The sequence below is a fragment of the Zobellia sp. OII3 genome (assembly GCF_002211465.1).
GTDB classification, from domain to species: domain Bacteria; phylum Bacteroidota; class Bacteroidia; order Flavobacteriales; family Flavobacteriaceae; genus Zobellia; species Zobellia galactanivorans.
The window spans coordinates 44,687-70,924 of the sequence record NZ_MWRZ01000002.1; the positions used below are offsets into that span (position 1 = coordinate 44,687).

At 43.6% G+C, this 26,238-nt stretch carries 21 protein-coding genes; 11 read left to right on the forward strand and 10 right to left on the reverse strand.

The window, feature by feature from the left end:
* Positions 1-7: 7 nt before the first annotated feature.
* Genes B4Q04_RS07335 through ppsA form a run of 3 tightly spaced genes read right to left on the reverse strand, consistent with a single transcriptional unit; the run spans position 8 to position 4,150 of the window.
* The gene (locus tag B4Q04_RS07335) at positions 8-697 is read right to left on the reverse strand and encodes a 2,3-bisphosphoglycerate-dependent phosphoglycerate mutase (RefSeq protein WP_013995195.1); all 690 of its coding nucleotides are present in this window, start codon (positions 695-697) and stop codon (positions 8-10) included.
* 7 nt (positions 698-704) lie between these two features.
* A complete protein-coding gene (locus tag B4Q04_RS07340; RefSeq protein WP_013995196.1) occupies positions 705-1,694 on the reverse strand; it encodes a 2-hydroxyacid dehydrogenase in 990 nt (329 codons plus the stop codon).
* Positions 1,695-1,741: 47 nt separating this feature from the next.
* On the reverse strand, positions 1,742-4,150 hold the full coding sequence (gene ppsA / locus B4Q04_RS07345) for a phosphoenolpyruvate synthase (RefSeq protein ID WP_088696431.1): 2,409 nt from the start codon (positions 4,148-4,150) through the stop codon (positions 1,742-1,744).
* A 174-nt stretch (positions 4,151-4,324) separates the two neighbouring features.
* Here ppsA and atpD point away from each other — a divergent pair, with 174 nt between their 5' ends.
* The 9 genes from atpD (at position 4,325) to B4Q04_RS07390 (ending at position 11,125) form a co-directional block, all read left to right on the forward strand.
* Entirely contained in the window at positions 4,325-5,803 is a 1,479-nt protein-coding gene (gene atpD / locus B4Q04_RS07350) for a F0F1 ATP synthase subunit beta (protein ID WP_013995199.1), read from the forward strand.
* A 16-nt stretch (positions 5,804-5,819) separates the two neighbouring features.
* Positions 5,820-6,209: a F0F1 ATP synthase subunit epsilon gene (locus B4Q04_RS07355; protein WP_013995200.1), complete on the forward strand. Its 390-nt coding sequence runs from the start codon at positions 5,820-5,822 to the stop codon at positions 6,207-6,209.
* Positions 6,206-6,538, forward strand: a complete 333-nt coding sequence (locus B4Q04_RS07360; RefSeq protein ID WP_088696432.1) for an AtpZ/AtpI family protein — start codon at positions 6,206-6,208, stop codon at positions 6,536-6,538. Before B4Q04_RS07355 ends, B4Q04_RS07360 begins: the two co-directional genes overlap by 4 nt.
* The gene (locus B4Q04_RS07365) at positions 6,531-6,833 is read left to right on the forward strand and encodes an ATP synthase subunit I (protein ID WP_088696433.1); all 303 of its coding nucleotides are present in this window, start codon (positions 6,531-6,533) and stop codon (positions 6,831-6,833) included. The genes B4Q04_RS07360 and B4Q04_RS07365 overlap by 8 nt, the downstream gene beginning before the upstream one ends.
* Position 6,834: 1 nt before the next feature.
* Entirely contained in the window at positions 6,835-7,563 is a 729-nt protein-coding gene (locus tag B4Q04_RS07370; RefSeq protein WP_013995203.1) for a F0F1 ATP synthase subunit A, read from the forward strand.
* A 62-nt stretch (positions 7,564-7,625) separates the two neighbouring features.
* Positions 7,626-7,895: a F0F1 ATP synthase subunit C gene (locus B4Q04_RS07375; RefSeq protein WP_013995204.1), complete on the forward strand. Its 270-nt coding sequence runs from the start codon at positions 7,626-7,628 to the stop codon at positions 7,893-7,895.
* Positions 7,896-7,902: 7 nt separating this feature from the next.
* Positions 7,903-8,649, forward strand: a complete 747-nt coding sequence (locus tag B4Q04_RS07380) for a F0F1 ATP synthase subunit delta (RefSeq protein ID WP_013995205.1) — start codon at positions 7,903-7,905, stop codon at positions 8,647-8,649.
* A 22-nt stretch (positions 8,650-8,671) separates the two neighbouring features.
* Positions 8,672-10,201, forward strand: coding sequence for an alternate F1F0 ATPase, F1 subunit alpha (locus B4Q04_RS07385; RefSeq protein WP_088696434.1), 1,530 nt, complete (start codon positions 8,672-8,674; stop codon positions 10,199-10,201).
* A gap of 18 nt (positions 10,202-10,219) precedes the next feature.
* On the forward strand, positions 10,220-11,125 hold the full coding sequence (locus B4Q04_RS07390; protein WP_013995207.1) for a F0F1 ATP synthase subunit gamma: 906 nt from the start codon (positions 10,220-10,222) through the stop codon (positions 11,123-11,125).
* 106 nt (positions 11,126-11,231) lie between these two features.
* On the opposite strand, the gene B4Q04_RS07395 is transcribed toward B4Q04_RS07390, so the two are convergent.
* The 4 genes from B4Q04_RS07395 to B4Q04_RS07410 all read right to left on the reverse strand — a co-directional run bounded on the left by B4Q04_RS07395 (position 11,232) and on the right by B4Q04_RS07410 (position 14,509).
* Positions 11,232-11,684 carry a pyridoxamine 5'-phosphate oxidase family protein gene (locus B4Q04_RS07395; RefSeq protein WP_013995208.1) on the reverse strand — a complete coding sequence of 151 codons (453 nt, stop codon included), beginning with the start codon at positions 11,682-11,684 and terminating at the stop codon, positions 11,232-11,234.
* Positions 11,685-11,963: 279 nt separating this feature from the next.
* Positions 11,964-12,944 (reverse strand): MlaD family protein, encoded by a 981-nt coding sequence (locus B4Q04_RS07400; RefSeq protein WP_088696435.1) that lies wholly within the window; start codon positions 12,942-12,944, stop codon positions 11,964-11,966.
* Between the two features lie 3 nt (positions 12,945-12,947).
* Complete coding sequence (locus B4Q04_RS07405) at positions 12,948-13,733, reverse strand: ABC transporter ATP-binding protein (RefSeq protein WP_088696436.1); 786 nt, start codon at positions 13,731-13,733, stop codon at positions 12,948-12,950.
* Positions 13,733-14,509, reverse strand: a complete 777-nt coding sequence (locus B4Q04_RS07410; RefSeq protein ID WP_013995211.1) for an MlaE family ABC transporter permease — start codon at positions 14,507-14,509, stop codon at positions 13,733-13,735. Before B4Q04_RS07410 ends, B4Q04_RS07405 begins: the two co-directional genes overlap by 1 nt.
* 192 nt (positions 14,510-14,701) lie before the next feature.
* Here B4Q04_RS07410 and clcA point away from each other — a divergent pair, with 192 nt between their 5' ends.
* Complete coding sequence (clcA, locus tag B4Q04_RS07415; protein ID WP_088696437.1) at positions 14,702-16,033, forward strand: H(+)/Cl(-) exchange transporter ClcA; 1,332 nt, start codon at positions 14,702-14,704, stop codon at positions 16,031-16,033.
* A gap of 66 nt (positions 16,034-16,099) precedes the next feature.
* Here the strand turns inward: clcA and B4Q04_RS07420 are convergent, their stop codons facing one another.
* Positions 16,100-18,472 carry a glycoside hydrolase family 15 protein gene (locus B4Q04_RS07420; RefSeq protein ID WP_088696786.1) on the reverse strand — a complete coding sequence of 791 codons (2,373 nt, stop codon included), beginning with the start codon at positions 18,470-18,472 and terminating at the stop codon, positions 16,100-16,102.
* 543 nt (positions 18,473-19,015) lie between these two features.
* On the opposite strand from B4Q04_RS07420, the gene B4Q04_RS07425 reads away from it, so the two are divergent.
* Complete coding sequence (locus B4Q04_RS07425) at positions 19,016-21,511, forward strand: hypothetical protein (RefSeq protein ID WP_123772343.1); 2,496 nt, start codon at positions 19,016-19,018, stop codon at positions 21,509-21,511.
* Between the two features lie 212 nt (positions 21,512-21,723).
* Here the strand turns inward: B4Q04_RS07425 and B4Q04_RS07430 are convergent, their stop codons facing one another.
* Together B4Q04_RS07430 and B4Q04_RS07435 are read right to left on the reverse strand one after the other, a co-directional pair.
* Positions 21,724-22,119 (reverse strand): response regulator, encoded by a 396-nt coding sequence (locus tag B4Q04_RS07430; RefSeq protein WP_088696439.1) that lies wholly within the window; start codon positions 22,117-22,119, stop codon positions 21,724-21,726.
* A gap of 11 nt (positions 22,120-22,130) precedes the next feature.
* On the reverse strand, positions 22,131-26,111 hold the full coding sequence (locus tag B4Q04_RS07435; RefSeq protein WP_088696440.1) for a chemotaxis protein CheB: 3,981 nt from the start codon (positions 26,109-26,111) through the stop codon (positions 22,131-22,133).
* Positions 26,112-26,238: the final 127 nt, after the last annotated feature.

The window sequence follows — 26,238 nt, forward strand, 5'->3', positions numbered from 1 at the left end:
GTTCGTTTTATCGTAATGGGTAGTGCTCGGTAATATTGAGTTTATCGTCAAAGGCGTACATATGGGGTACACCCGTGGCCACTTCTACTTTGGCGATCTCATCGGATGAAATATGTTCTAAATATTCGATAAGGGCCCGTAATGAATTTCCGTGAGCGGCAATCAATATGGTTTTGCCCTTGGCCAATTCAGGTGCAATGGCCTCAAAAAAGTAATTGACCACTCGTTTTGAAGTATCCTTAAGCGATTCGCCCAAGGGTAAAACAGAGGTGTCCAAGGCCTTATAATTAGAATCGAATTCAGGATTCCTTTTATCGGTGTTGGAAAGGCTGGGAGGGGGCGTATCGTAACCTCTACGAACGCTTAAAAAGAAGGCTTCACCTACCTCTTTTAGCACTTCGTCCTTGTTCTTTCCCTGCCAATCGCCATAATGTCTTTCGTTCAACTTCCAGCTATAGCGGGTGTCTACGTGCATCATCTCTGCCGTTTCCAATATGATCCAGGCCGTGCGGATGGCTCTTTTTAGATAGGAGGAGAAACAAAGGTCTATCTCAATAAGGTTGGATTTTATCAGTTCCCCGGCTTTTCTAGCTTCTTCCATACCTTCCGGTGCCAAGTCAATGTCCGTCCATCCCGTAAAAACATTTTTTACGTTCCAAAGACTTTTTCCGTGCCTGACCAATATTAATTTTCCCATGATAGGCTTATTTTATTTCGTTTTTACAAGCATTTCCTTTTTCCATACATTCCAAATTGTCAAAGGTGATTTGTGAAATGTTTTCAAGGGCGGTATCGGTCAAAAAGGCTTGGTGACTGCTGATCAATACATTTCTAAGGGTCATTAAACGGGCCATGGCATCATCTTGAAGGATATCATCGGAATGGTCCTCAAAATAGAGTCCTTTTTCCTCTTCATAGACATCCATCCCGAAATAGCCTATTTGCCCAGATTTGAGTCCGTTTATGACATCTTGGGTATTTACTAAGCCTCCCCGGCCGGCATTGATCAGCATCACCCCTTTTTTCATTTTCGAAATCCTATCCGCATCAATAAGATGATGGGTCTTTTCGTTTAGGGGGGCATGAAGGGTAATAATATCGGATTGCTGGCACAAGGCATCCAGATCGGTATAAGTGGCATCGTATTTTTCTACCAAGGATTTATCTTCAACAATGTCATAAAGCAATAGTTTACAGCCAAACCCATGTAAAATCTTGGCCACTACGCGTCCAATTTTTCCCGTGCCTATGATGCCTACCGTTTTTCCGTTCATATCAAAGCCGACGAGCCCGTTCAACGAAAAATTCATTTCCATTATCCGGTAGTGGGTTCTGACCAATTTGCGGTTGAGGGCCAGCATGATGCCTACCGTAAATTCGGCAATGGCGTAGGGCGAATATTCGGGCACCCGTGCCATGCGGATACCCAACTTTTTTGCATGGGGCACATCTATATTATTAAAACCGGCCGAACGTAGGGCTACATATTGAACACCAAGTTCGTGCAATCGGTCTAAGATGGGGGCAGAAGCATTGTCTTCGGTGAAGATACATATGGCATCACAGCCTTTGGCCAAATCTACCGTATCCAAGCTCAGGTAAGTATCGAGCATTTTTAGGCTATGCTTGCCGTTATTGGCATTTTGCAGATAGTCCCTTTCCCAATTATGTACATTGAATATTGCTATTTTCATTTTTAAGTTCTAGTATAATTCAAAACTAATGGATATTGACCTTGACATTAATTACTGCTTTGGGCCATACCATATCCGATTTTGTTTTTCTCAGCTTTAGTGATGTTTTTGATACCGGCGATCAATGCATCGGGATTAAAGGATATGGAGTTGATGCCTTTTTCCACAAGAAATTGGGCAAATTCGGGGTAGTCACTTGGCGCCTGGCCACAAAGTCCTATTTTAGTATGGGTCTTACGGGCCGATTCGATGACCATGGCAATCATCTTTTTCACCCCGATATCGTTGATATCAAAAATGTCGCTCAACAATTCGGAGTCTCTATCCACACCCAAGGTCAACTGTGTCAAATCGTTGGAGCCGATTGAAAATCCGTCGAAGTATTCGGCAAATTGCTCTGCCAAGATGATGTTGTTGGGTATTTCGGTCATCATATACAGTTGAAGTCCGTTTTCCCCTCGTTTCAAACCGTTTTTTTCTAAAACCGATACGACTTTGGCAGCTTCTTTTAGGGTACGACAGAAGGGAATCATAACTTTTACGTTGGTAAGGCCCATAGTTTCACGTACCCTTTTCAATGCCATGCACTCTAATGCAAAGGCGTCTTGGTATTTGGGGTTGTAGTACCTCGATGCTCCCCTGAACCCTAACATTGGGTTAGATTCTACGGGTTCAAATTCGGTTCCGCCTATTAAGTTGGCATATTCGTTGGTTTTAAAATCACTGGTACGAACGATAACGTCTTTGGGGTAGAAGGCTGCTGCAATTGTGGCAATGCCTTCGGCAAGTTTGTGCACAAAATAATCGGACTTATCAGGGTAGTGGTGCGTTAACTTCTGAATCTTCTCTTTAACGGCAGGGTCTTTCAACCTATCAAAATGTTTTAAGGCCATGGGGTGGATTTGAATGGAGTTGTTGATAACGAACTCTAAGCGCATTAAGCCCACTCCAGCAGAAGGGTAAAATGAATATTTGAAGGCTTGTTCGGGATCGGCCAAAATAAGCATAGCTTGGGTTTTCGGATTTCCAAGGGCGGCAATATCCACTTCGTTTTCATTCCATTCCAAGAGTCCGTCATAAACAATACCGGTATCGCCCTCGGCACAAGAAATCGTGATGTCTTGTCCGTCTTTAATGACCTTGGTGGCATTGTTGCTACCAACTATTGCTGCGGCACCTACTTCCCGTGCCACGATGGCCGCATGACTGGTTCGCCCGCCTTGGTCCGTGATAATACCTGCTGCTTTTTTTAGAATGGGGTCCCAATCGGGATTGGTACGTTCGGTAACGAGGATTTCTCCTTTTTGTAGTTTGTCGGATTCTTCAGGACTGTGTAATATACGGGCCTTACCGGAAGAGATTTTATTGCCGAGGCCCATTCCGCGGGTAATTTCCTTTCCCTTGTTCAGTAAGGTATAGGTATTGATTTTGAGTTTGTTCTTTTTGGCACTCTGTACGGTCTCTGGCCTGGCCTGTACGATAAAAAGTTCATTGGTGAGTCCGTCCTTCGCCCATTCAATATCCATAGGGCGTTGGTAATGGTCCTCAATAATCAATGACCACTGTGCCAGTTTTACCACTTCGGCATCGGTAAGTACGTACTGTTCTTGTTTTTCCACCGGAGTATCAAGGTTCACGGTACCGCTTCCCGATTTATCGTAGACCATGGTTTTTTCCTTACTGCCCAAACGTCTAGAGACAATAGGTTGTTCAACACCATTTTTTAGACTGGGCTTAAAAACAAAATAATCATCGGGGTTTATGCTGCCCTGTACGATATTCTCGCCCAATCCATATATGCTGGAGACCATTACTACTTGGTCAAAACCCGTATCGGGGTCTAGGGTGAAGTTTACCCCGGAAGCGGCCAAATCTGAGCGGACCATCATTTGTACACCAATGGAGAGGGCTACCTTGGTATGGTCAAAACCGTTGTCTTCCCTGTATTTGATGGCCCGGTCGGTAAATAACGAGGCATAACATCTTTTACAGGCATCTATAAGCTCATCTTTCCCCTTTACGTTTAAATAACTTTCTTGTTGGCCCGCAAAACTGGCGTTGGGTAAATCTTCGGCCGTAGCGCTACTGCGTACCGCCAGTGAAATATCTCCTTTATACTTTTTTGCTAAGGAATCGTATCCTTCTTTAATGGCTTCCTTTATATCTTCAGGAAGCTCGGTGCCCAGTATAGCCTTTCTCACCGAGGCCCCAATTTCCTTTAAGTTCGAAAAATCTTTAGTATTCAATTTTGCCAAAAGGCCAAAAATTTCGTCCTGTATATGTACTTCTTGTAAAAAATGCCAGTATGCTTCCGCTGTGGTAGCAAAGCCATCAGGTACCTGTACGCCTTTAGAGGTCAGCTTTTGGAACATTTCACCTAAGGATGCATTTTTTCCACCTACGGTAGGAACATCGTTAATGTCAATTTCGTTAAAGTGACGTATGTAATTTTTCATGGCTATGTGTTTATAAGGTCGTTCCCGACCAAGATTTCAGAATACGAATCTCCGATGATTCCCTGCCAATGGAAATGACCTAGGTCATACCCCATTTTTTCTTCCATGACTTAGGTCATTTCCTCTGGAACTACGGGGCCATACTTTTACCACCTCATTTACAAGCAGAGAAGTATGGCAAGGGATGTAAATCATAACAGTACCCCCATTTTCGGTAGCGTAGTTGCCGTACAGGGAAGTGTAGTGGACATTTGGTTCGATAGCGACTTGCCCTCGATCAATACTGTAATACGTACTGGGCCCGATAATACCATTGTTGTCGAGGTGTTATCACAACTAGATGAGCATAGGGTCAGGGCCATTGCCTTAACGCCTACACAGGGTTTGGCAAGGGGAATGGTAGCGGAAACCGATGGCGGACAGTTATCTGTTCCTGTAGGCAAAGAAATCATGGGACGTATGTTCGATGTCTTTGGCAATACTATCGACCACGGAGAAGCTTTATCGGAATTGCCTCGTAAAAGTGTACACCAATTGCCGCCACCCCTATCTAAACGCTCTACAAAATCTGAAATTTTTGAAACTGGAATAAAGGCTATCGATGTCATGGTGCCCTTACAACATGGTGGTAATGCCGGTTTGTTCGGTGGGGCAGGTGTTGGCAAAACGGTACTGTTGACCGAGATGATCCATAATATGGTGGGCTATCACCAGGGTATAAGTATGTTTTGCGGTATTGGTGAACGTTGCCGTGAAGGCCATGAACTGTACCATGATATGAAAAAGGCCGATGTACTGAAAGATATGGTGATGATGTTCGGGCAGATGAACGAACCGCCCGGAGCGCGCTTTCGGGTAGGTCATGCCGCTTTGACCATGGCAGAATATTTTAGGGATGACGAACATCGTGATGTGCTTTTGCTTATCGATAACGTGTTTCGTTTTATTCAAGCGGGGATGGAAGTTTCCGGCCTTATGGGGCAAATGCCCTCAAGATTGGGCTATCAACCTACTTTGGGTACCGAACTTGCAAAATTGGAAGAGCGGATAGCCAATACCGATACAGGGGCCATTACCAGTATACAGGCCGTATATGTACCTGCGGACGACCTGACGGATCCCGCGGCGGTACATACCTTTTCCCACCTTTCGGCCTCGATCACTTTATCAAGGAAGAGAGCGGGCGAAGGACTTTTCCCTGCGATAGACCTATTGCAGTCAAGCTCCAAAATGGCAACTCCTGGGGTTATTGGGGAGCGACACTACCACCTTCTACAGCAAATAAAACAAACCTTGGCCCAATATGAGGAGCTAAAGGATATCATAGCCATGTTAGGTTTGGAACAACTCTCGGTAAATGACCGGGCTATTGTAAACCGGGCGAGGCGCTTAGAACGGTTTTTTACACAACCCTTCTTTACTACGGAACAGTTTAGCGGACTCAAAGGGAAAGGCGTAAAATTAGAAGAGGCCCTTGATGGTTGCGAACGTATTCTCAAAGATGAATTTAAAGATTTGCCAGAGCGTGCTTTCTATATGGTGGGCACCATAGACGAAGCTATCGAAAAGGCTAAAAAGGAACAAAGTAAAAAAGAAAGCAAAGCTGGGACACAAAACGCGGCTACTTCTGATAAAGAGATAGCAAAGGCATAGAACGAAACAAAAAACCATGGAGCTACATATTTTACTTCCGTTTAAGATATTCCTGAAAATTTCAGGGGTGCGGCGTATCGTAGTAGATACCAATGCCGGTTCCTACGGTTTTTTGCCCCATAGGCTCGATTGCGTTGCCGCGCTGGTTCCGGGAATATTGATATATGAGACGGAGGATGGACAAGAACACTATGTAGCGGTGGATGAAGGTATACTCACGAAAAGGGACGCCTATGTAGGGATATCGGTACGAAATGCCATTGCGGGGGCTGATCTAGGAAAATTAAGGGATGCCGTAGAGCGAGAATTTATCGATCTAGATGAAAAGGAAAGAGACGTGCGGAAGGCGGTGGCCAAACTGGAAAGTGAATTTATTCAAGGGATTAAAAAACTTCGTCAATCATGAGTGGGAAAACCGTGAATAAGAAAAGGGGAAAGGGCTTTTTAGATCAAGTGGATAGTAAGGAAAAACAAATGTTACAGGCCCGAAATGAAGAGAAAAGGAGTGAGTGGAGGGGCTTTGGCACTTTTGGGATGGTGGGGTGGTCCGTTGCCGTACCGACCGTATTGGGAGCTGTGTTAGGACTATGGTTGGACAAGAGATACCCACAGACTTTTTCATGGACGCTGACCTTGTTACTTGCCGGTCTGTTTGTCGGTTGTGCCCTTGCCTGGCAGTGGATAGACAAAGAGAATAAATCAATGCACGAACATAAAAATAAAAAAGATGAATGATTTAGTAATGACCTTATCCGTGCTCTTTGGTGGAGCTTGCCTTGGATTCCTGTTTTTTGGAGGTCTCTGGTTTACATCAAAAAAGATGCTATCGTCTAAAAAGCCGGTATTGTGGTATTTGGGAAGTTTGTTCATAAGGGTGGGCCTTACCCTTTTGGGATTCTATTATATGGGCCAAAACAATTTTAAGTATATGTTGATTTGTCTTTTGGGCTTTGTTGCCGCCCGTTTTATGGTCATTCGGATGACCAAGACCAAAGCGATGAAACCCGTACCTGTAGAAAAGGAATATTGATATGGAACTGAGTCCTGACGAAACGATTTTTTGGCAAAATGGCTTTATCACCATTAACCTAACCTTGGTCACCACTTGGGTGTTAATGTTCGTACTGGTGGTGGCATCTGTTTTGGTAACCCGAAAACTGCGTAGCGATTTAAAGATATCGCGGTGGCAATGCATTTTGGAAATGCTCGTAACCGGAATGAACCAACAGATAAAGGAAGTGGGACTAAAGAAGTCGGAAAAGTTTTTGGGCTTTATTGGAACCCTGTTCATTTTCATTGCCTTTGCCAATTTGTGTATTATTTTCCCAGGCTATGAACCGCCCACCAGTTCCCTGTCTACCACGGTGGCTTTGGCGCTCTGTGTTTTTCTGGCGACACCCCTTTTCGGTATTGCGGAAAACGGGGTCTTGGGCTATTTGAAAACCTTTATAGAGCCTACGTTCATAATGCTTCCCTTTAACATTATTAGTGAAGTGTCTCGTACCTTGGCATTGGCGGTTCGCCTCTTCGGTAATATAATGAGCGGGGGACTTATTGTAAGCATCCTCTTGAGTATAGCGCCCTTGTTCTTTCCGGTGTTAATGACGGTTTTAGGGCTTATAACAGGGGTTATACAGGCCTATATATTTAGCATTTTGGCAACGGTTTATATTGCTGCCGCAACCGAGGAATCGGACAAAAAGAAGGCTCGGGTCAAGAAAATGAAACACAAATCTATAAGGGTAACGAACTCAAAATGACAAGGAAGGGTATTCCTTTTTTAAATTAATTCAAAACTGGTTTAACAATAAAATTTAACACTATGGATAATACTACGATAATCGCTATGGTCTCAATTATTACCGCAGGTATAACAACGGGAATCGGTTGTATGATACCGGCACTGGGGCAGGGTAAGTCTATTTCAACGGCATTGACTTCAATGGCCCAACAACCCGACGCAAGTCAGACGGTGACGCGAACGCTTTTTGTGGGGCTGGCCATGCTTGAATCTTTGGCCATCTATTGTTTTGTGATTTCAATGATCTTGATTTTCGCCAATCCTTTCTGGAACCATTTCATCGCTAAATAAATAAAACATGAAAATCGACTGGTTTACCGTAATAGCCCAAATCATCAATTTCTTGGTGTTGATGTGGTTATTGAAACGTTTTCTCTATAGGCCCATTTTAGCTTCCATAGATGAACGGGAAACGAATATAAAGAAGCAACTCTTGGATGCTGAATCGCAAAAAAGGGAAGCGGCCAAGGCAAGGGACGAATTCAACCACAAAAATGAGATTTTTGATAAGGAGAAGGATGAGTTAATGCGAAAGGCAGCTATGGAAGCCAAGGCCGAAGGGGATAGGCTAAGGGAAAATGCGAGAAATGAAGCCAATGAACTGAAGGAGCGCTTGGAAAAGGCTTTTGCCGAAGACCAAACCATCAAAAACAATGGTATGGCGAAAAGGATAAAGGGCAAAGTGCTCGATATTACCCGAAAAACCCTGAAAGACCTGTCGTCCGCTAGTCTGGAAGGGCAAACCCTTGAGGTCTTTTTAAATAAAATAAAGGGCTTGCAAGCCGATGAAAAAATAAAACTTTCAAAAGCCCTTGAGGGAGGCAAACCCATATTGGTACACAGTACTTTTCCGCTATCGGAAAAACAACGGGAAGCCATACGAACCGCGGTAAAAGGCTTGTTGAAAACAGAAGCTGTTCTTGAGTTTAAAACCCGACCGGAATTGATCAACGGAATTGAAATGTTGTCGAATGGTTATAGGTTGTCTTGGAGTATAAGGGACTATTTAAAACCTTTTGAAGAAGCTGTGGAAATAGAAAGCTAGATAGAACGGAAATCGAAATGAAATGGGAGCAACGGATTATAAGGGTTTAGTAGACGATACGTTTAATGAACTTGCCAAACAAACGGAACATCACGAGTTCAAGCTATCGCCAAAAGAAATAGGGCGTGTTACCAGCGTTTCCGCCGGTGTGGTAAAAGTATCGGGCTTGCCTAATGCGGGATATGAGGAGTTGTTGAAATTCCCGGGAGACTTGTACGGTATTGCCTTTAATATCGATGAAGATGAAATCGGCGCCATTCTCTTGGGAGAGGATTCCGATTTAAATACCGGTGACCTTGTTGAACGTACGAATCGCGTAATGGACGTTCCTGTGGGCAAGGCCCTCCTTGGAAGGGTCATTGGGCCATTGGGCCAGGCTATGGATGAAAAAGGGGCGATTTCCTATGAAAAAAGACTACCTATCGAAAGGAGTGCGACACCTATTATGGACCGTGCCGGGGTCAGCATGCCCTTACAAACGGGAATTAAGGTAATAGATGCCCTTATTCCCATAGGGCGGGGGCAAAGGGAATTGATTTTGGGTGATCGGCAAACCGGGAAGACGGCCATTGCTTTAGATACCATAGTCAATCAAAAAGATAAAGATGTCATTTGTGTCTATTGCGCCATTGGGCAACGGGCATCATCGATTGCCAAGGTTATTGCCGATTTAAAGGAAAATGGAGCCATGGGGTATACCATCGTTATGGTAACCGAGGGGAATAATTCACCAGGGCTTCAATATATTGCTCCCTATGCGGCTACGAGTATAGCCGAATATTTTATGGAGATGGGGAAGGATGTGCTTATCGTTTATGATGATTTAACGAACCACGCTAGGGCGTATCGTGAGCTTTCCCTATTGTTGAAAAGACCTCCGGGACGCGAGGCCTTTCCCGGCGATATATTTTATATCCATTCCCGACTGTTGGAGCGTTCTACTCATTTAAGCGAAGAACTCGGAGGTGGTTCGTTGACCGCCCTTCCTATAATCGAAACCGAGGCACAGAACATTTCGGCCTATATACCTACCAATTTGATTTCAATAACCGATGGACAGATTTATCTATCGCCCAAACAATTTGAATTGGGTATTCTACCTGCGGTTGAGGTGGGTAAATCGGTTTCTCGAGTGGGGGGAAAGGCCCAGCTACCGGCCTATAGGGCCATTACGGGCGACTTAAAACTTGGGTTTTCCCAGTTTGAGGAATTGGAGACCTTTGCCCGTTTTGGTTCCCACTTAGATGAAGAAACAAAAAAGGTGATAGAACACGGTAAGCGTATTCGGGAAGTTCTCAAACAGAATGAACTAGAACCCTTATCCGTAGCGGAACAAATAGGTGTACTTCTGGCCCTCACCCAAGGCCTTTTTGATACGATTCCTATTGCAGATATGCATGAGGCCGAAAAGGCGGTCATAAAAAACATAGACGCCTTGCCTGAGTCCGTTCAAAAAAGCTTTTACTCTAATGATGTTGTAGACGAGACTGGGCGGGAAAGCATATTAGCGGCAGCCAAAAGGGCACTTAGCGCCTTTCAAGCGGAAGGGTAAGCACCAAAAATAAGAGGCATGGATTCATTGGAAAGTTTAACGAGACAGATTACCGGGGCCAAGGAGCTTAACTCCATAGTGCGTACTATGAAGGCTATGGCCGCCGCTAATATTGGCCAGTATGAAAGGGCCATGGAATCTTTAGGGGATTATTGGGCCAACGTTTCTTGGGGACTTGTAGCATATTTAAAATACATCGGATTGGAAAGCCCTATTGTAAAGCAGGGCGAAAACCCTAAAAAAGGCCCGAAATCTATTTGCGCTATTGTTTTTGGATCGGATCAAGGTTTTGTCGGGCAGTTTAACGATGCCCTTTCGGAATACGTGCAAGAGTCCTTATCCGCTCACGAGGGGAAAATGGAAATCTGGACCGTAGGGGTGCGCGTACCTCTATTGTTGAAGGATAGGGGCATGACCGTAACCAAGGAATTCAATCTACCCAACTCCATTCACGCCATTACCGCCCTTATCGGGTCTATTTTGCTGCAGATAGAGGAAAACCATGAGAATGGAAGCATAGATGAGTACTACCTTTTTCATAACCATTTGGAAAAGGAAGGTTCTTACCGACAGGAAAAATCACGTCTATTTCCCCTAGATGTAAAATGGCAACAAGAAAACGGACGCTTAAAATGGCCTTCCCCAAAACAACCCGAAGTGATTGGCGACAGTGCTAGGCTTATAGGGAGTTTAATTCGTGAATATCTCTTTGTTAGCCTATATAAAACCTGTACGGAATCATTGGCCTGTGAAAATTTAAGCAGGTTGAATGCCATGCAACGCGCAGAAAAGAACATTGAAGAATTGCTCGATGATATAGGCCACACCTATCATCGTTTAAGGCAAAGTTCAATAGACGAAGAACTTTTTGATGTGGTCTCCGGTTTTACGGCCCTGAAGAAAGACAGGAAGTTGGGGGGCTAACACCAAGCGTATCGACCAAGGGTACTATGGCACGCTAAAGGCCGGTTTATACCTGTTTCCAGATTTGGATAGGTGTTCCGTGTTCATTAACCCCATCATAGTTTTTTTAGGTCTCGCGACGCCTACCGGTAATCTCAAGGATTTTGATTATATATATGATAGGATTGCCCCTAGAATAGGATTTACTTGAAAACTCATTGATAAATTCAACATTTTTATGCTCCTGCCTATGGATAATCCCTTTTATGCCTTCTACAAAGGTATGAAGTTTCTCTTTGGCCTTTTCGCCATTAAGCTCTTCAAATTCGCCAAGGACAAGGGCGGATTCCCAATTCACCATGGATTGGATTTCTTCCACTACCAGGGAAACGGATGAATTTTTTCTCAATGCATTCACTTTATGACCTTCCGTGGTGTAGCTTATGAGAGTATTGTCCTCAGGGTCGAAATAGTACGTTATGGGTACTACATAGGGTTTTCCGTCTGAGATATACGCCAGATGGCCGGTGTAATTTTTTCTAAGGATACTGGTACTTTCACTAACTGAGATTTCATTCATAAATGGGGTGTTTTATAAGTATTAAGGTTTGAATGATGGGGCTTCTATTTTATTGGAAGGGAACTTCATGTTTAAGTTAAGCTAATTATTTAATTCAGCCATTTGTTTTTCAATTATTTAGCTAGGTCTTATCCGTTTGTATGCGGGCAAATCGGTTAACAGGGGTGAAGGTATTACAGTATTAAAAAACGCCATATGATTTATGTCATATCATCATGGGGCGATTAAAAGAGTATAGCTTCTATACGTCTTTACTAGGTGTTTACTGTAATTACGCATTTATTGTTTTTGATTCTTTTCCTGTTGCTTTTCCTGTTTTTTGAAATAGCCACGGGTCAAAAAATTATGTTTTAAGGCTTCCATGTTTTCGTTGAATTTGACCAGCCCCTCATCTACGTTCTTTACGGAGTTTTGAAGCTGGTGTACCAAGGTGGTATCCGTTGCCAAATAGTTTATGGCCCCTTTGCCTTTGTTTATCCGGTCTACTATGGTGTTGAGGTTTTTTGCGGTTCCCTCAATTTCTACGGATGCGTTTTCAAGGTTATCCAATACATTTCGGATTTTTGCCCCGGAAAGCGAGTCGCCCAAGAGGGTTCCGGCAACACTTTCCTTTGAATTGAAATGTTGTACAAGTTCATTTAGTTTATGCATGGTCGTGCGGGCATCGTTACTGGTCTGTTTTAGGTTGACCAAGGTCTGTTTTAAGTCACCTCCCATAAGCGTGTCATTGAGTAAACGGCCCAAGGTTCCGTCTCCGTTATTGATAGAGCGGGTAATATGAAGGAGCTGCTCGGTCAATAGGGCGGCATTTTCATTGGTTACGCTTAAGGTATTCATCATATCCGCAGTGGCCACTCCACTAAACGAATTGATTTCATCCCCAGATTCAACATAGGGTGCTTCGCCTACGCCAGGAACGATGTTAATGATCATACTGCCCACTAGGCCATCTGAGCCGATATTGGCTATAGCGTTTTTTTTGATGTGTTTTTGCATTTTGGCATCGATGAGCATATCTACCTCGATTGTGGTATCGTTGATCATTTCAATATACTTTACCGTACCGATGCTGATACCGGCATAACGAACATTGTTGCCATTCTGTAGCCCCCGTATGTTCTTAAAGCTAACCTTTAGGGTAAAGCTATTGCCGAACATGTTTTGTTGGTTTCCGATGAAATAGATGACCAGAACCAGTAGTGCCGTACCTATGAGAACAAAAATCCCTAACCTAAATTTCTCCGATGCTGATTTTTCCATAATCTATTTTTTAAAGAAGGCCTCTATTTTGGGGTCCTTAGATTGTGAGAGTTGGGCGTAGCTACCTTCGGCGTAGTTGATACCATCGACCAATAGGATCATTCGGTCCGAGATGACCCTGGCACAATCGACATCGTGTGTTATGATTAATGAAGAGGTGCCATATTTTAACTGTATGTTGCGCATTAATTCAATGATTTCCTTGGAAGTGATCGGGTCTAAGCCGCTTGTAGGCTCATCGTAAAGAATGATTTTTGGGCGTAAGATCAATGTTCGGGCCAAGGCTACCCTTCTTTTCATTCCTCCCGACAGTTCTTCTGGCATCAGGTCGATGGTATGTGCCAGCCCCACATTTTCCAAGGCTTCGACTACCAAGGCCTGGGTATCTGTCTGTTTTCCGAATTTCTCCTTGTGCCGTCGTAAAGGGAACTCCAAATTTTCACGTACCGTCATTGAATCGTACAATGCGCTTCCCTGAAATAGGAAACCGATATCGGAGCGGAGTTCATCGAGGGTTTCGCGATCTAGGTTTTTAATTTCCTTCCCCATAACCGAAATATACCCCGTATCGGGTTGAATAAGACCCACCAAACACTTTATCATCACTGATTTTCCCGAGCCCGATTTCCCCATGACCACTAGGTTCTCGCCCTTATGCAATTTCATATGGAAGCCATTGAGCACCTTATGGCCCGAAAAACTCTTATAGAGATCTTTGATTTCCATGATCACCTCCTTTGTAGGGGCTTTAGGACGATCCTTTACGGGTATGTTTTTCTCTTCATCCATCATACGTCATAAAAAATATTCGAGATAAAAACAGCCACAAAATCAATAACGAACAAGAGCAAGGAAGCCATTACTACGGCCGTATTGGCGGCAATACCGACACCTGCCGTTCCCTTTTTACTGTAAAAGCCCTTGTAGCAACCTACGATTCCAATGGCAAAACCAAAAAAGAAGGTCTTGATGGTAGCGGGTATAATATCGGTATAGGTCAGTACATCAAAAACAGTATTGAAATAGAGCTGAAAGGAAACGTTTCCTTCTATATTTTCAACCAAGGCCGATCCGAAAAGGGCAACGGCATCACTCACGACCACAAGTAGGGGGAGCATCATTATAGATGCCATAACGCGTGTGACCACCAAAAATTTAAAAGGGTTGGTTCCCGATACTTCCATGGCGTCAATCTGTTCGGTAACCCGCATCGATCCCAGTTCCGCACCTATACCCGAAGATATCCTTCCGGCACAGACCAAGGCGGTGATTACGGGCCCGAGTTCGCGTACGATCGAGATTCCTACCATATTGGGCATCCAAGAAACGGCACCGAACTGTATCATGGTCGGTCGTGATTGTAGGTCCATGACCAGGCCAATAATAAAACCGGTGACCAATACCAAGGTGAGGGATCGATAGCCAATTTGATAACACTGTCTCAAAAACTCATTGAATTCATACGGTGGCCGCAAGGCTTCCTTGAAAAAACGAGCCGCGAAATAGGAGAGCTCCCCGATCTCGATCAGCCATTGCCTTATCTTTTTTGGAGTCTTGAAGTTCAAATCTATTTTCTGAATTGGTTACATGCGTAACCTCAAATGTAAAGGTCTTACGAGGGGTTTTGAATGATTTGGGTCATGCCAAGAAAAAAAAGCATATTGGTCAAAATGCTGATGTGGGTCATTCTTGTTGGCATAGCCAAGGTTTAATTTTGTGCGATCCCGTTTTTCTATGGGGGAGTTTATATGAAATCAATGGGCAATAGAAACGGAACAAGTAGTAAAGATCGGTCGGTAAACCTTGACATAAGGAATTATAAGCTTTTGTTGAATGCCCTTTTGATAGGTGTGATCACCGGCCTTTTGAGTTCGATTTTTAGGTTGGTGCTTGCGCGATTATCAACTTTTAGGACAACATTTCAAATAGGACAGGCCGATCAGCTATGGCAAGATTGGTTTTGGCCTATGCTTTTTACTTTTTTCGGTATCTGGTTTTCCATATTCTTGGTAAAAAAATACGCACCTGAAGCCGCGGGCAGTGGTATTCAGGAAATAGAAGGCGCCCTTGATGGTGTACGAGCTGTGAGATGGCGCAAGGTGTTACCGATAAAGTTTTTTGCCTCAATATTCTCCTTGAGTAGCGGCTTGCTCTTAGGCCGTGAAGGACCGACCGTTCAAATAGGGGCCAACGTAGGCAAAATGGTGGAAGATGTTTTTAAACAATCTGTGGAGGAAGATAACCCTTTGATCAGTACAGGGGCCGCATCTGGTTTGGCAAGTGCCTTTAATGCCCCTTTTTCGGGAATTATTTTTGTCATAGAGGAAATGAACGGGCATTTTAAGTTCAATTTTTATTCGCTTGCGGCACTTATGATCGGTGCCGGTTCTGCCGATATGGTGGTCAGGTTCTTGGTAGGAAGCGGGCCGATACTAAAAACTACGATTTTTACTTTTGAAGACTTATCGGGACTATGGCTGTTCGTGGTATTCGGACTCATACTTAGCTTTATTGGGATCGCTTTCAATAAACTGTTGATCGAAGCTTTGGATTTCTTTAAAAAAATAAGGATAAACCCTATGGTCATTGCTTTGGGTATCGCCTTTGTCATTACTGCCGTAGGGCTGTATTCCGAAGATATGATCGGTTCGGGATATAGCACCATTGCGAATGCTTACAGCGATTCCTTTACCTTAAAATTTCTACTGGCCTTATTTGTGGTGCGGTTTTTCCTTTCGATTATGAGTTATGGGTCAGGGGTGCCGGGAGGGATTTTCACGCCCCTTATAACGCTAGGGGTAATTTCGGGAATGCTTTTTGGCGGGATGGCCCAATATTTTTTTCCGGATGTGGTTCAAGACCCGGCCATCTTTGGTGTTGCGGGTATGGCCGGTATCTTTGCCTCGACCATTAGGGCCCCGCTTACGGGATTGGCCCTTTCGGTTGAGATGACGGCAAACTATGAGTTGATTTTACCTCTGATTTTTACTGCGGTTACGGCTTCGGTCTGTACGACAATGCTTGGTAATGCTCCGATATACTCCATTTTGCTAAAACGAATTTTAAACAAGGGGGAGACGGCCGTTTAGAACTGATGATTCAGGTTTAGCGCAATACTTTCTGTTAAATTAGGTTGAAAAGCCCTTCCATAAAACTCATTCGTTTTCAATACGCACCGAAAAATTTTTGCATTCCCATTTCTTCGCTTCTTTCCAATAAAATGTGAACTCCAAGGATGTGGCCTCTTTGTGGCAGGGCTGAATGTCGGTGATAAATAGTCCGATATTAAGGTGCTTTGCCTGCGTTTGATAGGTGGTTTTCCAATGGTCGTCCGTCCAATGAAGGGTACAATCGGCCAAGGTCTCGATCCGTAATGTTTTTCCCTTGGGTAAGACACGGGTTCCGTTATCAAATCGCCACACTTGGTAATCCGATACGGTGTTTTTGCGCAAATACCTTTCACAGGTTTGTTCGGGCATATCAAATACCTTTTTATGGTCTATAGAAATACAGAGTTTGATGTATTCGGCATGGGCCCATGTCAGGGGCATTGCCGACCCTGTATGCCTACCGCGATATAGTCCCTTTTCGGGTATATCGTCTTTGTCCCATATCTGTTCGGGCAGTAAGCCGTTATTGGCAAAGGCATCCATAGCGTTTAGGAGTTTCCGGGCCGATTCGATATGGCCCGCGGCGATTTCATAATGGGCCCTTTCTCCTGTCAATAGGGGCCATGCCCGACCCTTTCCCGTACCGTCATAAGGATCGCCGTTTTCATGTTCCCCATAGCCGTCATTATTGTAGCGGTACCAACAGCTGCCATTGGGGGTGTCGACTTTTAGTTCGGCATCGATTACTTTTAGGGTATTTAAGATTCTTTGGTCATCGGGTGCACGAAGGCCGAACCTGACCAAGGCCAATGCGTCTACGCTGATCAGTTCGTTAATGGGCGTTTTGCCATGGTCAAAATGATGATTTTTTAAATTGATCGTTCTGTCCCCCAATTCAGCAGCGGGAATATCGGCAAAGGGATTGATACGGATGTAATAGCCGTCTACCCCATGTTTTTGTGCTAAGGGCGTACCGGTAACATAGGTTCGGTATTCGATAGTATCGTTCCAAGTATCGGCTGTCTCGCGACAATAGGCGGCTAAGGTTTCTTCCCCGTTTATCTCGGCCAGTTCTGCCCCGGCCAATAAGGCGGCAATTTCTGTGGCCATGGTAAAGGGCGAAAAGCCACTTTCTTCTTCCCATCGGTCTTGGTCGGTATAAGGGCCGTTTATCAATAGGAAGGTAAGGGCCTTTTTGGCCAAGGGCCAATATCGTTTCATACGATTTTTTCCTATGGTGTTGCGCAAATAACCTTTGAGCATTTCCAAAATAGGCAAGGCAATTTGGTCCATTTGAATACCGGTCCAGTTCGGTTCCCCTTGAAGCCACATATTCTGCGGCCAACTCCCATCGGCATTTTGGGTAGACATCAGATAGTTTACAATACGCGATATGTCCGCCTTGGTTTCAAGGGCGTTGAACCCACCGGCACTTTCCACGAGGTCACGGGGCCATACAACGTGGTAACCGCTTTTGTCGGAGTCTCCCTTGGTGTTTCCCCAAGGAATGGAAAGGCTCGCTATGATGCCACCGGGAAAGTTTTTGGCCTCGTGCATACGTAGGGTAGCGGCGCTTGTCTTAAAATTTTTGGCAGATATTTTGGGCAAGGTATTTTGCCAGGTTTGCCACTCTTGTACATATCGTCTTTTTGCAGAGTTAAAACCGTTTAGGATACTCGACCTGGCATGGTTGGCCGCCTCTAAATGGGTGCGGCCAAAACTTATGGCCAAAACAAAGTCATTTTCGCTTAGGTCTATTTCGCCGGTAAGGGCGATATTCCCACGCGAAGCACGCTCATATTGCCATTTTAATTTACCGTGTTGGTGTAAATCTGTCCATCCGTCCGAAGTACCTACAAAGCCGACGGACCGATGCAGCCATTTGGTGGAACAGGCCATGGCCACGGCTATGTCGCCATTTTTGGCGAATAGCATTTCAACCCCCTTATACTCGCCAAGCCAGCCCGAGTTGTTGCCCCCTTCATTGTTTAAATGGGGTGCGAGCAATGCGAATAATTGTAATGGGGATTCGGGATGGTTTGCTTCGAACCTTATACGTTGCAGAATAGTATTGCGAAAAGGATCGGCAATGATTTCCTTGGTAATCTTAAATTTCCCGGAGGGATCGCTATTGACGATATGATAGGCGGGAATACCTTCTTCGATTGTTTTTGTAAAGTGTTCCGTATCTCTTTTTTCCTCAGAAAAAAATCCATGTCCATCCGTAACGATGAGTCCCATATCACGTATACAGGCAATATCTTCACGTGGGTAGTAGGCTTCGTTCAGAATACCGTGGCTAAGGGTGAAAGTTACGTCGGAAGCCGAATTGAGGGCCTTTCCGATTCCTGATTTTGTGCTAGAGCTCCATTTGGCCTCAATTCCTGGAGCACCTGGTGCTTCTCCGTTTTTAGACATATTTTGATAGGATGTATTGAGGTGTTTTATTTGCTTGTGGGCCTTCCTGTCTATCACCAAATCCTGGATAAATAGGAAGCTCAATTTTAGGTGAAAGTTACTTCTTGTTAGGGTGGTGGAACATGATTTGGATCAGTTCCTTTTGAAGCTGGCCGGAAGCTATGTGGGGGTATGAAATTTTCAACGAAACGTATACTTATGATCGCTAAGGGGGCATCTTCTTAGTAAGCGATTGTTTTGGGTGTTCAGATTAACCCTGATCGATTTAAGCGTACTGTTTATACAAAAATGATGACGGTCCATACAAATTAACTCCGCAAGATGCGGGAGTCCGTATATATTTGATTCGTTGATTTCCGTGATACGGTAATTGACAAGACCAACCACCTTCCTTACGAACAAGCCGATTCTTGAGTGCTTGATACAGCTTTCTCCCGATTATTCCCCCTAGAAAATTTTAAGCTCCAATGCCCTTATCAATGGGTATTACGGACTTTGATACATAGGAAAAAGGATAATAATCTATATAAAAATGAAAGTGTTATGGTAAAATCATCATCTAAACAGATGCTTTATGGTAAGGTATCTAGTAAAAATGACGGTAGCTCGTTAGAAGGCTTGGCCGTAGAATTGGTAGACGGAAACCTACTTAAAATGAAAGGGGTAAAACCGGCAATAACCGATAAGCAAGGTCGGTTCAGTTTGGCCGTTGAGAGCTCAAAAAAGGAATCGGAACCCAAGGGTTACTTGCAAGTGCTGAACAAAGACGGGGCGCCCATTTTTGTTTCCGATTCCGAAATTTTTTCAAAAGGGGGCGGCTTAGACCAGATTGAGCTTGTCGTGCCGGATGAGGCGATACAGGCGGCATCTTACGACTTCTCAAGATTTCAGTTCAAATCATTGGTAAGCATCAACCCGAATTACTTTGGGGCCTTCGAAAAGCTAAAGCTACCGATAAAGGTACCGGTCATACAGCCGAAGAAGGGAGATACCAAGTATGAAGAACTTGAATGTATAGGGCTCTACCCTGAAACCGACGAACTGGAGGCGGTTTTTAAAGTGAAATTGCCTTACGGATACGGAGGTGAACTATGCGGCTCTGGCAGTAAGGAATTCATTGCTTTTTATGTGGACTATGGTTCGGGATTTGAACCAGTCGGCCCAGCGGTTTCGGTAAGCGCACATAACCTCGGGGCGGCCCGAAAAGGCCCCTTGTGCTATGCGGTAAAACAGGTTGTGGATTTTGAAAAAAAGAGCTGTAAAACCCCTTACTTGGTAAAGGTAAGGGCTATTTTAAGTTGGAATACCCCACCTATGGGACCCCATTATGTACCTACTTGGGGTAATGTAAAAGAGGCGTGGGTACAAATTAACCCAAGTAAAAAAGCATGGGAGATTCTTACAGGTGATTTCAAGGAACTAAGCCTCGTAAAATCGTATAGCGACCTGCAGCATCTCAAGAAAGAACTCCTAGAGAAAGTGAAAGGTTCGCTTGACTATAACAAAAAAGACCTTGAGGAAGACCGTGTCGATTTTAAGGAGAACATTTTAAAGAACCCGAATTATTACGCGGGAATGGCAGATGAAAACGAGATCCAGAGTGCCTATGATCAAGTCCATATGCTACCGCCCGAGATCTTGGAAAAATTCAAGCCAAAGTTGATCGATCCCAAATGGCTGTTTCCGATTAAACCCTTGAAGTACAACACTTCGTTTGAGGAACTGAGCTGTGTAGGCCTGTTCCCCGAACAAAATACGCTCGAGGCGGTAGTAGCGGTAAAACGCCAAAATGGTTATAAGGGCGATCTGTGTAGCTTGGGCAGTGAAGAGTATGTTGCCTTTTATGTCGATTGGGGCGATGGTCTAGGCTATCGCCACGAGGGTACCCGATTTTTTAAGGTACATGACATCCCTAGAAACGTCAACCCCTTAATGTATGCGGTGAATCTTCGGGTAGACGATATGGATAGAAAGTTGAAATCATGTAAGGTGGAAAATATAATAAAGGTAAGGGCCATCCTCAGTTGGGAAGTCGCTCCTACCGGACCGAATTATAGACCTGCATGGGGCAATGTTAAGGAATGTCGCGTTCAGGTAAGAACATATGATGGGGCCAATAATAAATGCGAGATCCAACATGTGAACAAGGTCTTGGTCGAAGATATTAATAGCGATGGCTATGCTCGTAAATACATCAACAGTACGACCTTATCGCCAAATCTGTTCGACCGTCCGTTCGGACATATTGTTGCGATCTGGGGCCATATAAATGTGCCGACAAGCAAGTATTTTCGAATGCTCTTCCGGAAAGAGAGCGAAAGTTCATGGACTGTAGTTGAAGACGGAAGAAGGTATAAGCAAGGATTGTTCACTATAGGCCTGCGCGTACCCGATGAAAACGGATGGTTCCGTATAGATGAGTATAATAACGATTTGGGGAATTATAGCGACACCCCTCTGGCGAATTGGGATTCGGAAAGTAGAACAGGTAAATACCGCCTGCGTTTAGAGTGTGCGGACGCCTCAAAAACACCGATTCAATCATGCGAGGTCTCGGTTTTCTTGGACAATAAAAACCCAGAACATTATGGTTTTACCGATAGCCCCATACCACAACTGGGACTTACCGTAAAGAACAGTGCGGGTGAGGTAAAAGAATGTGGCAAGTACAAAGGAGCTGAAAAGGTACTGGTTTATGGTAATTTTAAAGATGACCACTTCAACGCTTTTTCGTTAGAGATATTTGGCGGAAACTTGCCCTCTGCAGGTATAAAGATAACCCCTGCCGTAAATCGCTACGATGAAGGGGGCAAGCTCGATAGCAATGGGATTGTAGGAGCTAGCGATCCTGGAAAAGGCAAGTTGTTGACGACAATCGATAATATGGCTGCCGATCCTATCAATGCCAATGTTGACTGTGCCTATGGAATACGAATGGTAACTTCGGATAGGGCTATTCTGGGAAGCTTTTCCGGTTATGTCTTTAGACGTAGCTCACATTCCAAGGCGTCTTACGTAACCTTTAACTGGGCGCCATAAATAATTTTTGATTAAGGAGAAGGCCAACTCGGATGTATCTGTGTTGGCTTTCTTTGTTTATCGGTGATGGTAATATCGGTCATGGAGAAGGTCGGAACCTCTTTGATATCGGCCGCCCCAAACTAAAGGGTAGGGCGGTAGAAGACCTTAAGGGATTGAAGAAAAGGCTAGGCCATGTTGTAGATATATAAATGGACAAAAACTAGGGAGGTCTAAAAGGAAAGATTGAAGTGCTCGTGCATTATTCCCCTTATAGCTTCTTCGTTTAGAGGCTTGTACATCATATCCTTGATTTCCCTATACTTGGTCATTTTATCGGCATCACTGGGTATAATGGAAGTAGTCAATAAGATTACCCGGGTATTGATCTTTGATTTTGGGTCTAGTTCACTATATAGGTCCATAAACTCCCATGCATCCATGGTGGGCATATTTATGTCGATGAATATGAGTTCGGGAAAGTCTTCCGCATTGCTGAGATAGTCGATAGCTTTTTGCCCCATAGTAAAAGCCAAGATGTTTTCCGCACAATTGACCCGTCTTAAGTAAGTTTCGTGAATGAAGTTTGTAGCGTTGTTATCGTCTACAAGTACGATGGTATTTATCATAGTAAAGAAAGTTATAGATTTAAGTTAAAGTGAAAGGTACTTCCCTTTCCCATTTCTGATTCCACCCAAATTTTTCCGTTATGAAGCTCTACGATCTTTTTACAGTGTGCCAGACCTATTCCGGTACCTTCATAATCTTCTTGGTTGTGCAATCTTTTAAATACTTGAAAAATGTGTTCTTGGTTTTTTTTGTCTATTCCTATTCCATTGTCCCTTATATAAATATGTTCCCCCTTTTCACAAGTTAGGGTGCCGATTTCTATTCTGGGACTTTCATCTTTGCTTATAAATTTTATGGAATTGCCGATAAGGTTAAGAAAAAGGGAATGCAGTTCGACCCTATGTCCGGTTAGGGTAGGCAGTTCCTTAATAAGAATTTTGGTTTTGGTGGAGTCGATACGGATTTGAAGGTCTTTCTGCACGTTTTCGACTACCTCTTTTAAATTTACGATTTCTTTTTTGGTGTTGCTCCCTATTTTTGAATAGGCCAAAATCACTTTTACCAATTCGCCCATTCTTGAGGAGGCCTCTTCTATAAATTCGAGATAAGTGTTGGCCCTATTGTCGAGAAGGGTATTGTACTCATCTTTGAACAATGCTACAAAATCACGTATGGTACGTAAAGGTTCCTGTAGGTCGTGGCTGGCCACATGAGCAAAGCGCTCTAGCTCCTTATTGCTTCGCGATAGTTGCTTTAACTGGGTTATGTTGATGTGGCTGCCCACCATTCTCTTGGGTTCGCCGTTCTCGCCCCATTCTATGACCAAGCCTTTGCACCATACCCATACAATGCTGCCGTTTTTGTGGAAGTACCTGATTTCATTATCGTAAGGTATTTCCCCCTTACTTTTTACATGGGCATCAAGTTTTTCGAGTACACCGGGCAAATCGTCCGGGTGTACGATTCTCTGCCATGATTCAGCGGAGCCCGTCATTTCATGTTCTTCATAACCGAACATTTTCTTAAAGGTAGGGCTAAGGTATTCGCTGTTTTCGGCAATGTTCCAGTCCCAGAAACCGGCCATGGTTATTTCCAACACCTGTTCAAAGACCATGTTTCGGTCGAGTAGGTCCTGTTCCAGTTTAGGCAATTTTTTGAGCATGGAAACATCGGTCGTGGTGCCTATCATTCTTTTGGGCTGTCCGTCTTCTGTCCACTCCATAATTTTACCTCTTAATAGTAAGGTAACATAATGGCCCAATTTATGTTTGTATCTTGTTTCCACCGCATAGGGTTCCTTGCCTTGTGAGTCAATATGCTTTTGCATGGCCTCTATTTGAATTTTCAAATCGCCAGGATGGGCCAAGGCGCTCCAAAACTCGATAGTTTCTTCGATTTCATCCTTATGGTAACCCAGAACTTCGGCAATTGAATGACTTACATAATAGGTATTATCGGCTATGTTCAAGTCCCAAAAACTATCGGTGGTTTGTTCAATGGCAAGTTGTTGGTTTTGCAAGCGTTGTTCCGCCGATTTAAGTTTGTTGATGTCAACGTAGCTTAAGGTAGCTCCGGCCACATTTCCTCCACCATCTTGAAAAGGCACGATCTTTTGCAAGAACCATTGGCCCTTGGCATCTTTTACTTCACTTTCTTTAGGGACATGGTTGATTATTACGGATTTAATATCTGAGATGAACTCTTTATAGTTGTTCTTGTGAAACGAGCTGGCGAAGTGTTCGAGAGGTCTATTGACATCGTTTTCTAATAGATTAAAGTGCTTAGCTACGCTAGGGGTGAATTTTCGTATTCTCAGTTCCTTATCTAAAAATACGGGGCCTATATCCGTACTTTTAAAAAGGTTGTCCAAATCTGAATTAAGCATTGCTAGTTCCTCTATTTTTTCCTGAAGTTCCGCATTTACGGTATGTAGTTCCTCGTTTACACTTTGCAACTCTTCATTGGTGCTCTGTAACTCTTCGTTTGAGGCTAAGAGTTCTTCATTGGTAGCTTGCAATTCTTCATTGCTGGTCTCTACCTCTTCGATCATATTTTTAAGACTCTCCCTAGTTTCTTTCAATTCGGACTCTAGTTCGCGTTCTCTTGTGTTTTTTGGGGCAACATTGGTTTCTTCGAGCACTAAAGTGTGGGAAGATTGTAGTTCAACAGGCTTTATGATCACCAAAAAATTCGAGGGGTTGCTGTTTAAGGGATTCTGGAAGGAAGCCACGTGCATATTGGCCATCACAGGTTCTTTACCCGTTGAAAAATTTAGATTTTCATGTTTAAGTTTTTGATTGGTAGTGCCTACTTTTCTTATAGAGTAGCTCAACACCATAGCTATACTCTCAGGCACCATTTTTAAAAGATTCATACTGAAGCCTTTGTTAGGTAGGCTGATGTAGTTGCTCAGTTCCCCATAAGCATCCACAATGTTGAAATTGCTATCGATTACGATGGAAGCTAGGTGTAGATTGTCACTTAAAGCCTCTACTATAAACTGTTTTGTATTTCGCTCATAGCCTATGGTTTCCGTGCCGAAGGAATTTCTTAGTGTATTTTTTGAATTGTAGGGTTGAAGCCCTAAAATTTTGGCTGGTCGTATGTTGCGGTATATTTTTTGTTTTCGATGTAATTCCTCAAAAGCATTTTTTTGCCTGCCCAAAGATTCACTGCTTCCAAGTACTAGAATGCCGTTCCTGTTTAGCGAGTAGTGCAATACATCGAGCACCTTATTTTGGGCGGCGGGTTGCAAATAAATGAGCATATTTCGGCAAAAGGAAATATCCATTTTATTAAAAGGAGGGTCTTTTAGCACATTGTGCTTGCTAAAAATGACCATACGCCTTATGTTCTCATTAATATGGTAACTATCACCTTTCTTCGTGAAATTTGCAAGTAAACGCTTTTCGGGAATGTTTGAAACCGAACTTTCGTTATATATGCCTTTAGAGCCATCTTTGAGGTGGTTTTTCTCAATATCGGTAGCAAAAATTTTGACCAGGTTTTTTTTATTTTGTTTGGCGAGCTCCTCGTTGATAATTATAGCCAAGGAATAGGCTTCTTCGCCACTGCTTACCCCAACACACCAACATTTTATGGTGTCATTTTTCTTTTTATCGTAAATTAATTTGGGGATGATTTCATTGGTCAAAAGATCCCAAACCGTATCATCCCTAAAAAAACTGGTTACCCCGACCAAAAATTCCCTTATCAAAAAGTGGGCTTCTTCAGGTCTTTCCAATAGGAAATCTTTGTATTCTTGAAGGGAATCTAGGCGTTTTACACCAATTCTTCGGGCAATCATCCGGATTAAAGTAGGCCTCTTGTAGTATTCAAAGTCTAATTTGGTCTGACTGTTTACAAAGTTCAAAATCTTAATAAGGGTCTCCTCGTCCTTTAAAATACTTTCTTCGAGAGATCCGTATACGGCAGGGTGCTGCATGAAGCGTTGTAGTTCTTCCCCCATTTGTTCGGTAGGTAAGACATAGTCTACCAAATGGGTGTTAATGGCATTTTGCGGCATGCTTTCAAACTCGGCCTGTTCGGGGTCCTGTACCATAACCATTCCACCGAATTCCTTAATGTCCCTTGCCCCAGAGGTTCCGTCACTACCTGTTCCGCTTAAGATTACGGCAATGGCCTTGTTCGTCTTTTCCCTGGCCAAGGACTTGAAGAATAAATCGATAGGAAGGTTCAAGGTTCTATCCGTGGGCTTGTTCTCTAAGAGCAGGTGTCCATCCTTGACGAATATATTTTTTTTAGGGGTTAAAAGATAGATCGTACCAGGTTCGACCTTGGTCTTTTTCTTGACCTCGATTATGGGCATGTCGGTGTTTTTAGACAAGAGTTCCCCCATAAGACTCTTGTAATCGGGGCTCAAGTGTTGAACAACCACAAAGCTATGGGCAAATTTGGCGGGTAGATCCTCAAAAAATGATTTTAAAGCCTCCAATCCTCCTGCACTTGCTCCGACGCCTATTATTGAAAATTCGTTTTTTTGAGATTTAATATGCTGATTTTCAGTGCTTGGGGAGGTAGATTGGGTCATGTAAGGAGGGTTTGCTTCTTAATAAAAGTAACGAAAATCTTACATACCTGATATGGAATATGATTTAATTTTATCAAATATTGGAATGGTTATAGTAGCAAAGATGGTCGACTTAAATTATTTGATG

Coding starts and splice junctions, on each gene's coding strand:
- B4Q04_RS07335 (WP_013995195.1), bottom strand. CDS start 697: ATGGGAAAATTAATATTGGTCAGGCACGGAAAAAGTCTTTGGAACGTA.
- B4Q04_RS07340 (WP_013995196.1), bottom strand. CDS start 1,694: ATGAAAATAGCAATATTCAATGTACATAATTGGGAAAGGGACTATCTG.
- ppsA (WP_088696431.1), bottom strand. CDS start 4,150: ATGAAAAATTACATACGTCACTTTAACGAAATTGACATTAACGATGTT.
- atpD (WP_013995199.1), top strand. CDS start 4,325: ATGGCAAGGGATGTAAATCATAACAGTACCCCCATTTTCGGTAGCGTA.
- B4Q04_RS07355 (WP_013995200.1), top strand. CDS start 5,820: ATGGAGCTACATATTTTACTTCCGTTTAAGATATTCCTGAAAATTTCA.
- B4Q04_RS07360 (WP_088696432.1), top strand. CDS start 6,206: ATGAGTGGGAAAACCGTGAATAAGAAAAGGGGAAAGGGCTTTTTAGAT.
- B4Q04_RS07365 (WP_088696433.1), top strand. CDS start 6,531: ATGAATGATTTAGTAATGACCTTATCCGTGCTCTTTGGTGGAGCTTGC.
- B4Q04_RS07370 (WP_013995203.1), top strand. CDS start 6,835: ATGGAACTGAGTCCTGACGAAACGATTTTTTGGCAAAATGGCTTTATC.
- B4Q04_RS07375 (WP_013995204.1), top strand. CDS start 7,626: ATGGATAATACTACGATAATCGCTATGGTCTCAATTATTACCGCAGGT.
- B4Q04_RS07380 (WP_013995205.1), top strand. CDS start 7,903: ATGAAAATCGACTGGTTTACCGTAATAGCCCAAATCATCAATTTCTTG.
- B4Q04_RS07385 (WP_088696434.1), top strand. CDS start 8,672: ATGGGAGCAACGGATTATAAGGGTTTAGTAGACGATACGTTTAATGAA.
- B4Q04_RS07390 (WP_013995207.1), top strand. CDS start 10,220: ATGGATTCATTGGAAAGTTTAACGAGACAGATTACCGGGGCCAAGGAG.
- B4Q04_RS07395 (WP_013995208.1), bottom strand. CDS start 11,684: ATGAATGAAATCTCAGTTAGTGAAAGTACCAGTATCCTTAGAAAAAAT.
- B4Q04_RS07400 (WP_088696435.1), bottom strand. CDS start 12,944: ATGGAAAAATCAGCATCGGAGAAATTTAGGTTAGGGATTTTTGTTCTC.
- B4Q04_RS07405 (WP_088696436.1), bottom strand. CDS start 13,733: ATGGATGAAGAGAAAAACATACCCGTAAAGGATCGTCCTAAAGCCCCT.
- clcA (WP_088696437.1), top strand. CDS start 14,702: ATGGGCAATAGAAACGGAACAAGTAGTAAAGATCGGTCGGTAAACCTT.
- B4Q04_RS07420 (WP_088696786.1), bottom strand. CDS start 18,472: ATGTCTAAAAACGGAGAAGCACCAGGTGCTCCAGGAATTGAGGCCAAA.
- B4Q04_RS07425 (WP_123772343.1), top strand. CDS start 19,016: ATGGTAAAATCATCATCTAAACAGATGCTTTATGGTAAGGTATCTAGT.
- B4Q04_RS07430 (WP_088696439.1), bottom strand. CDS start 22,119: ATGATAAATACCATCGTACTTGTAGACGATAACAACGCTACAAACTTC.
- B4Q04_RS07435 (WP_088696440.1), bottom strand. CDS start 26,111: ATGACCCAATCTACCTCCCCAAGCACTGAAAATCAGCATATTAAATCT.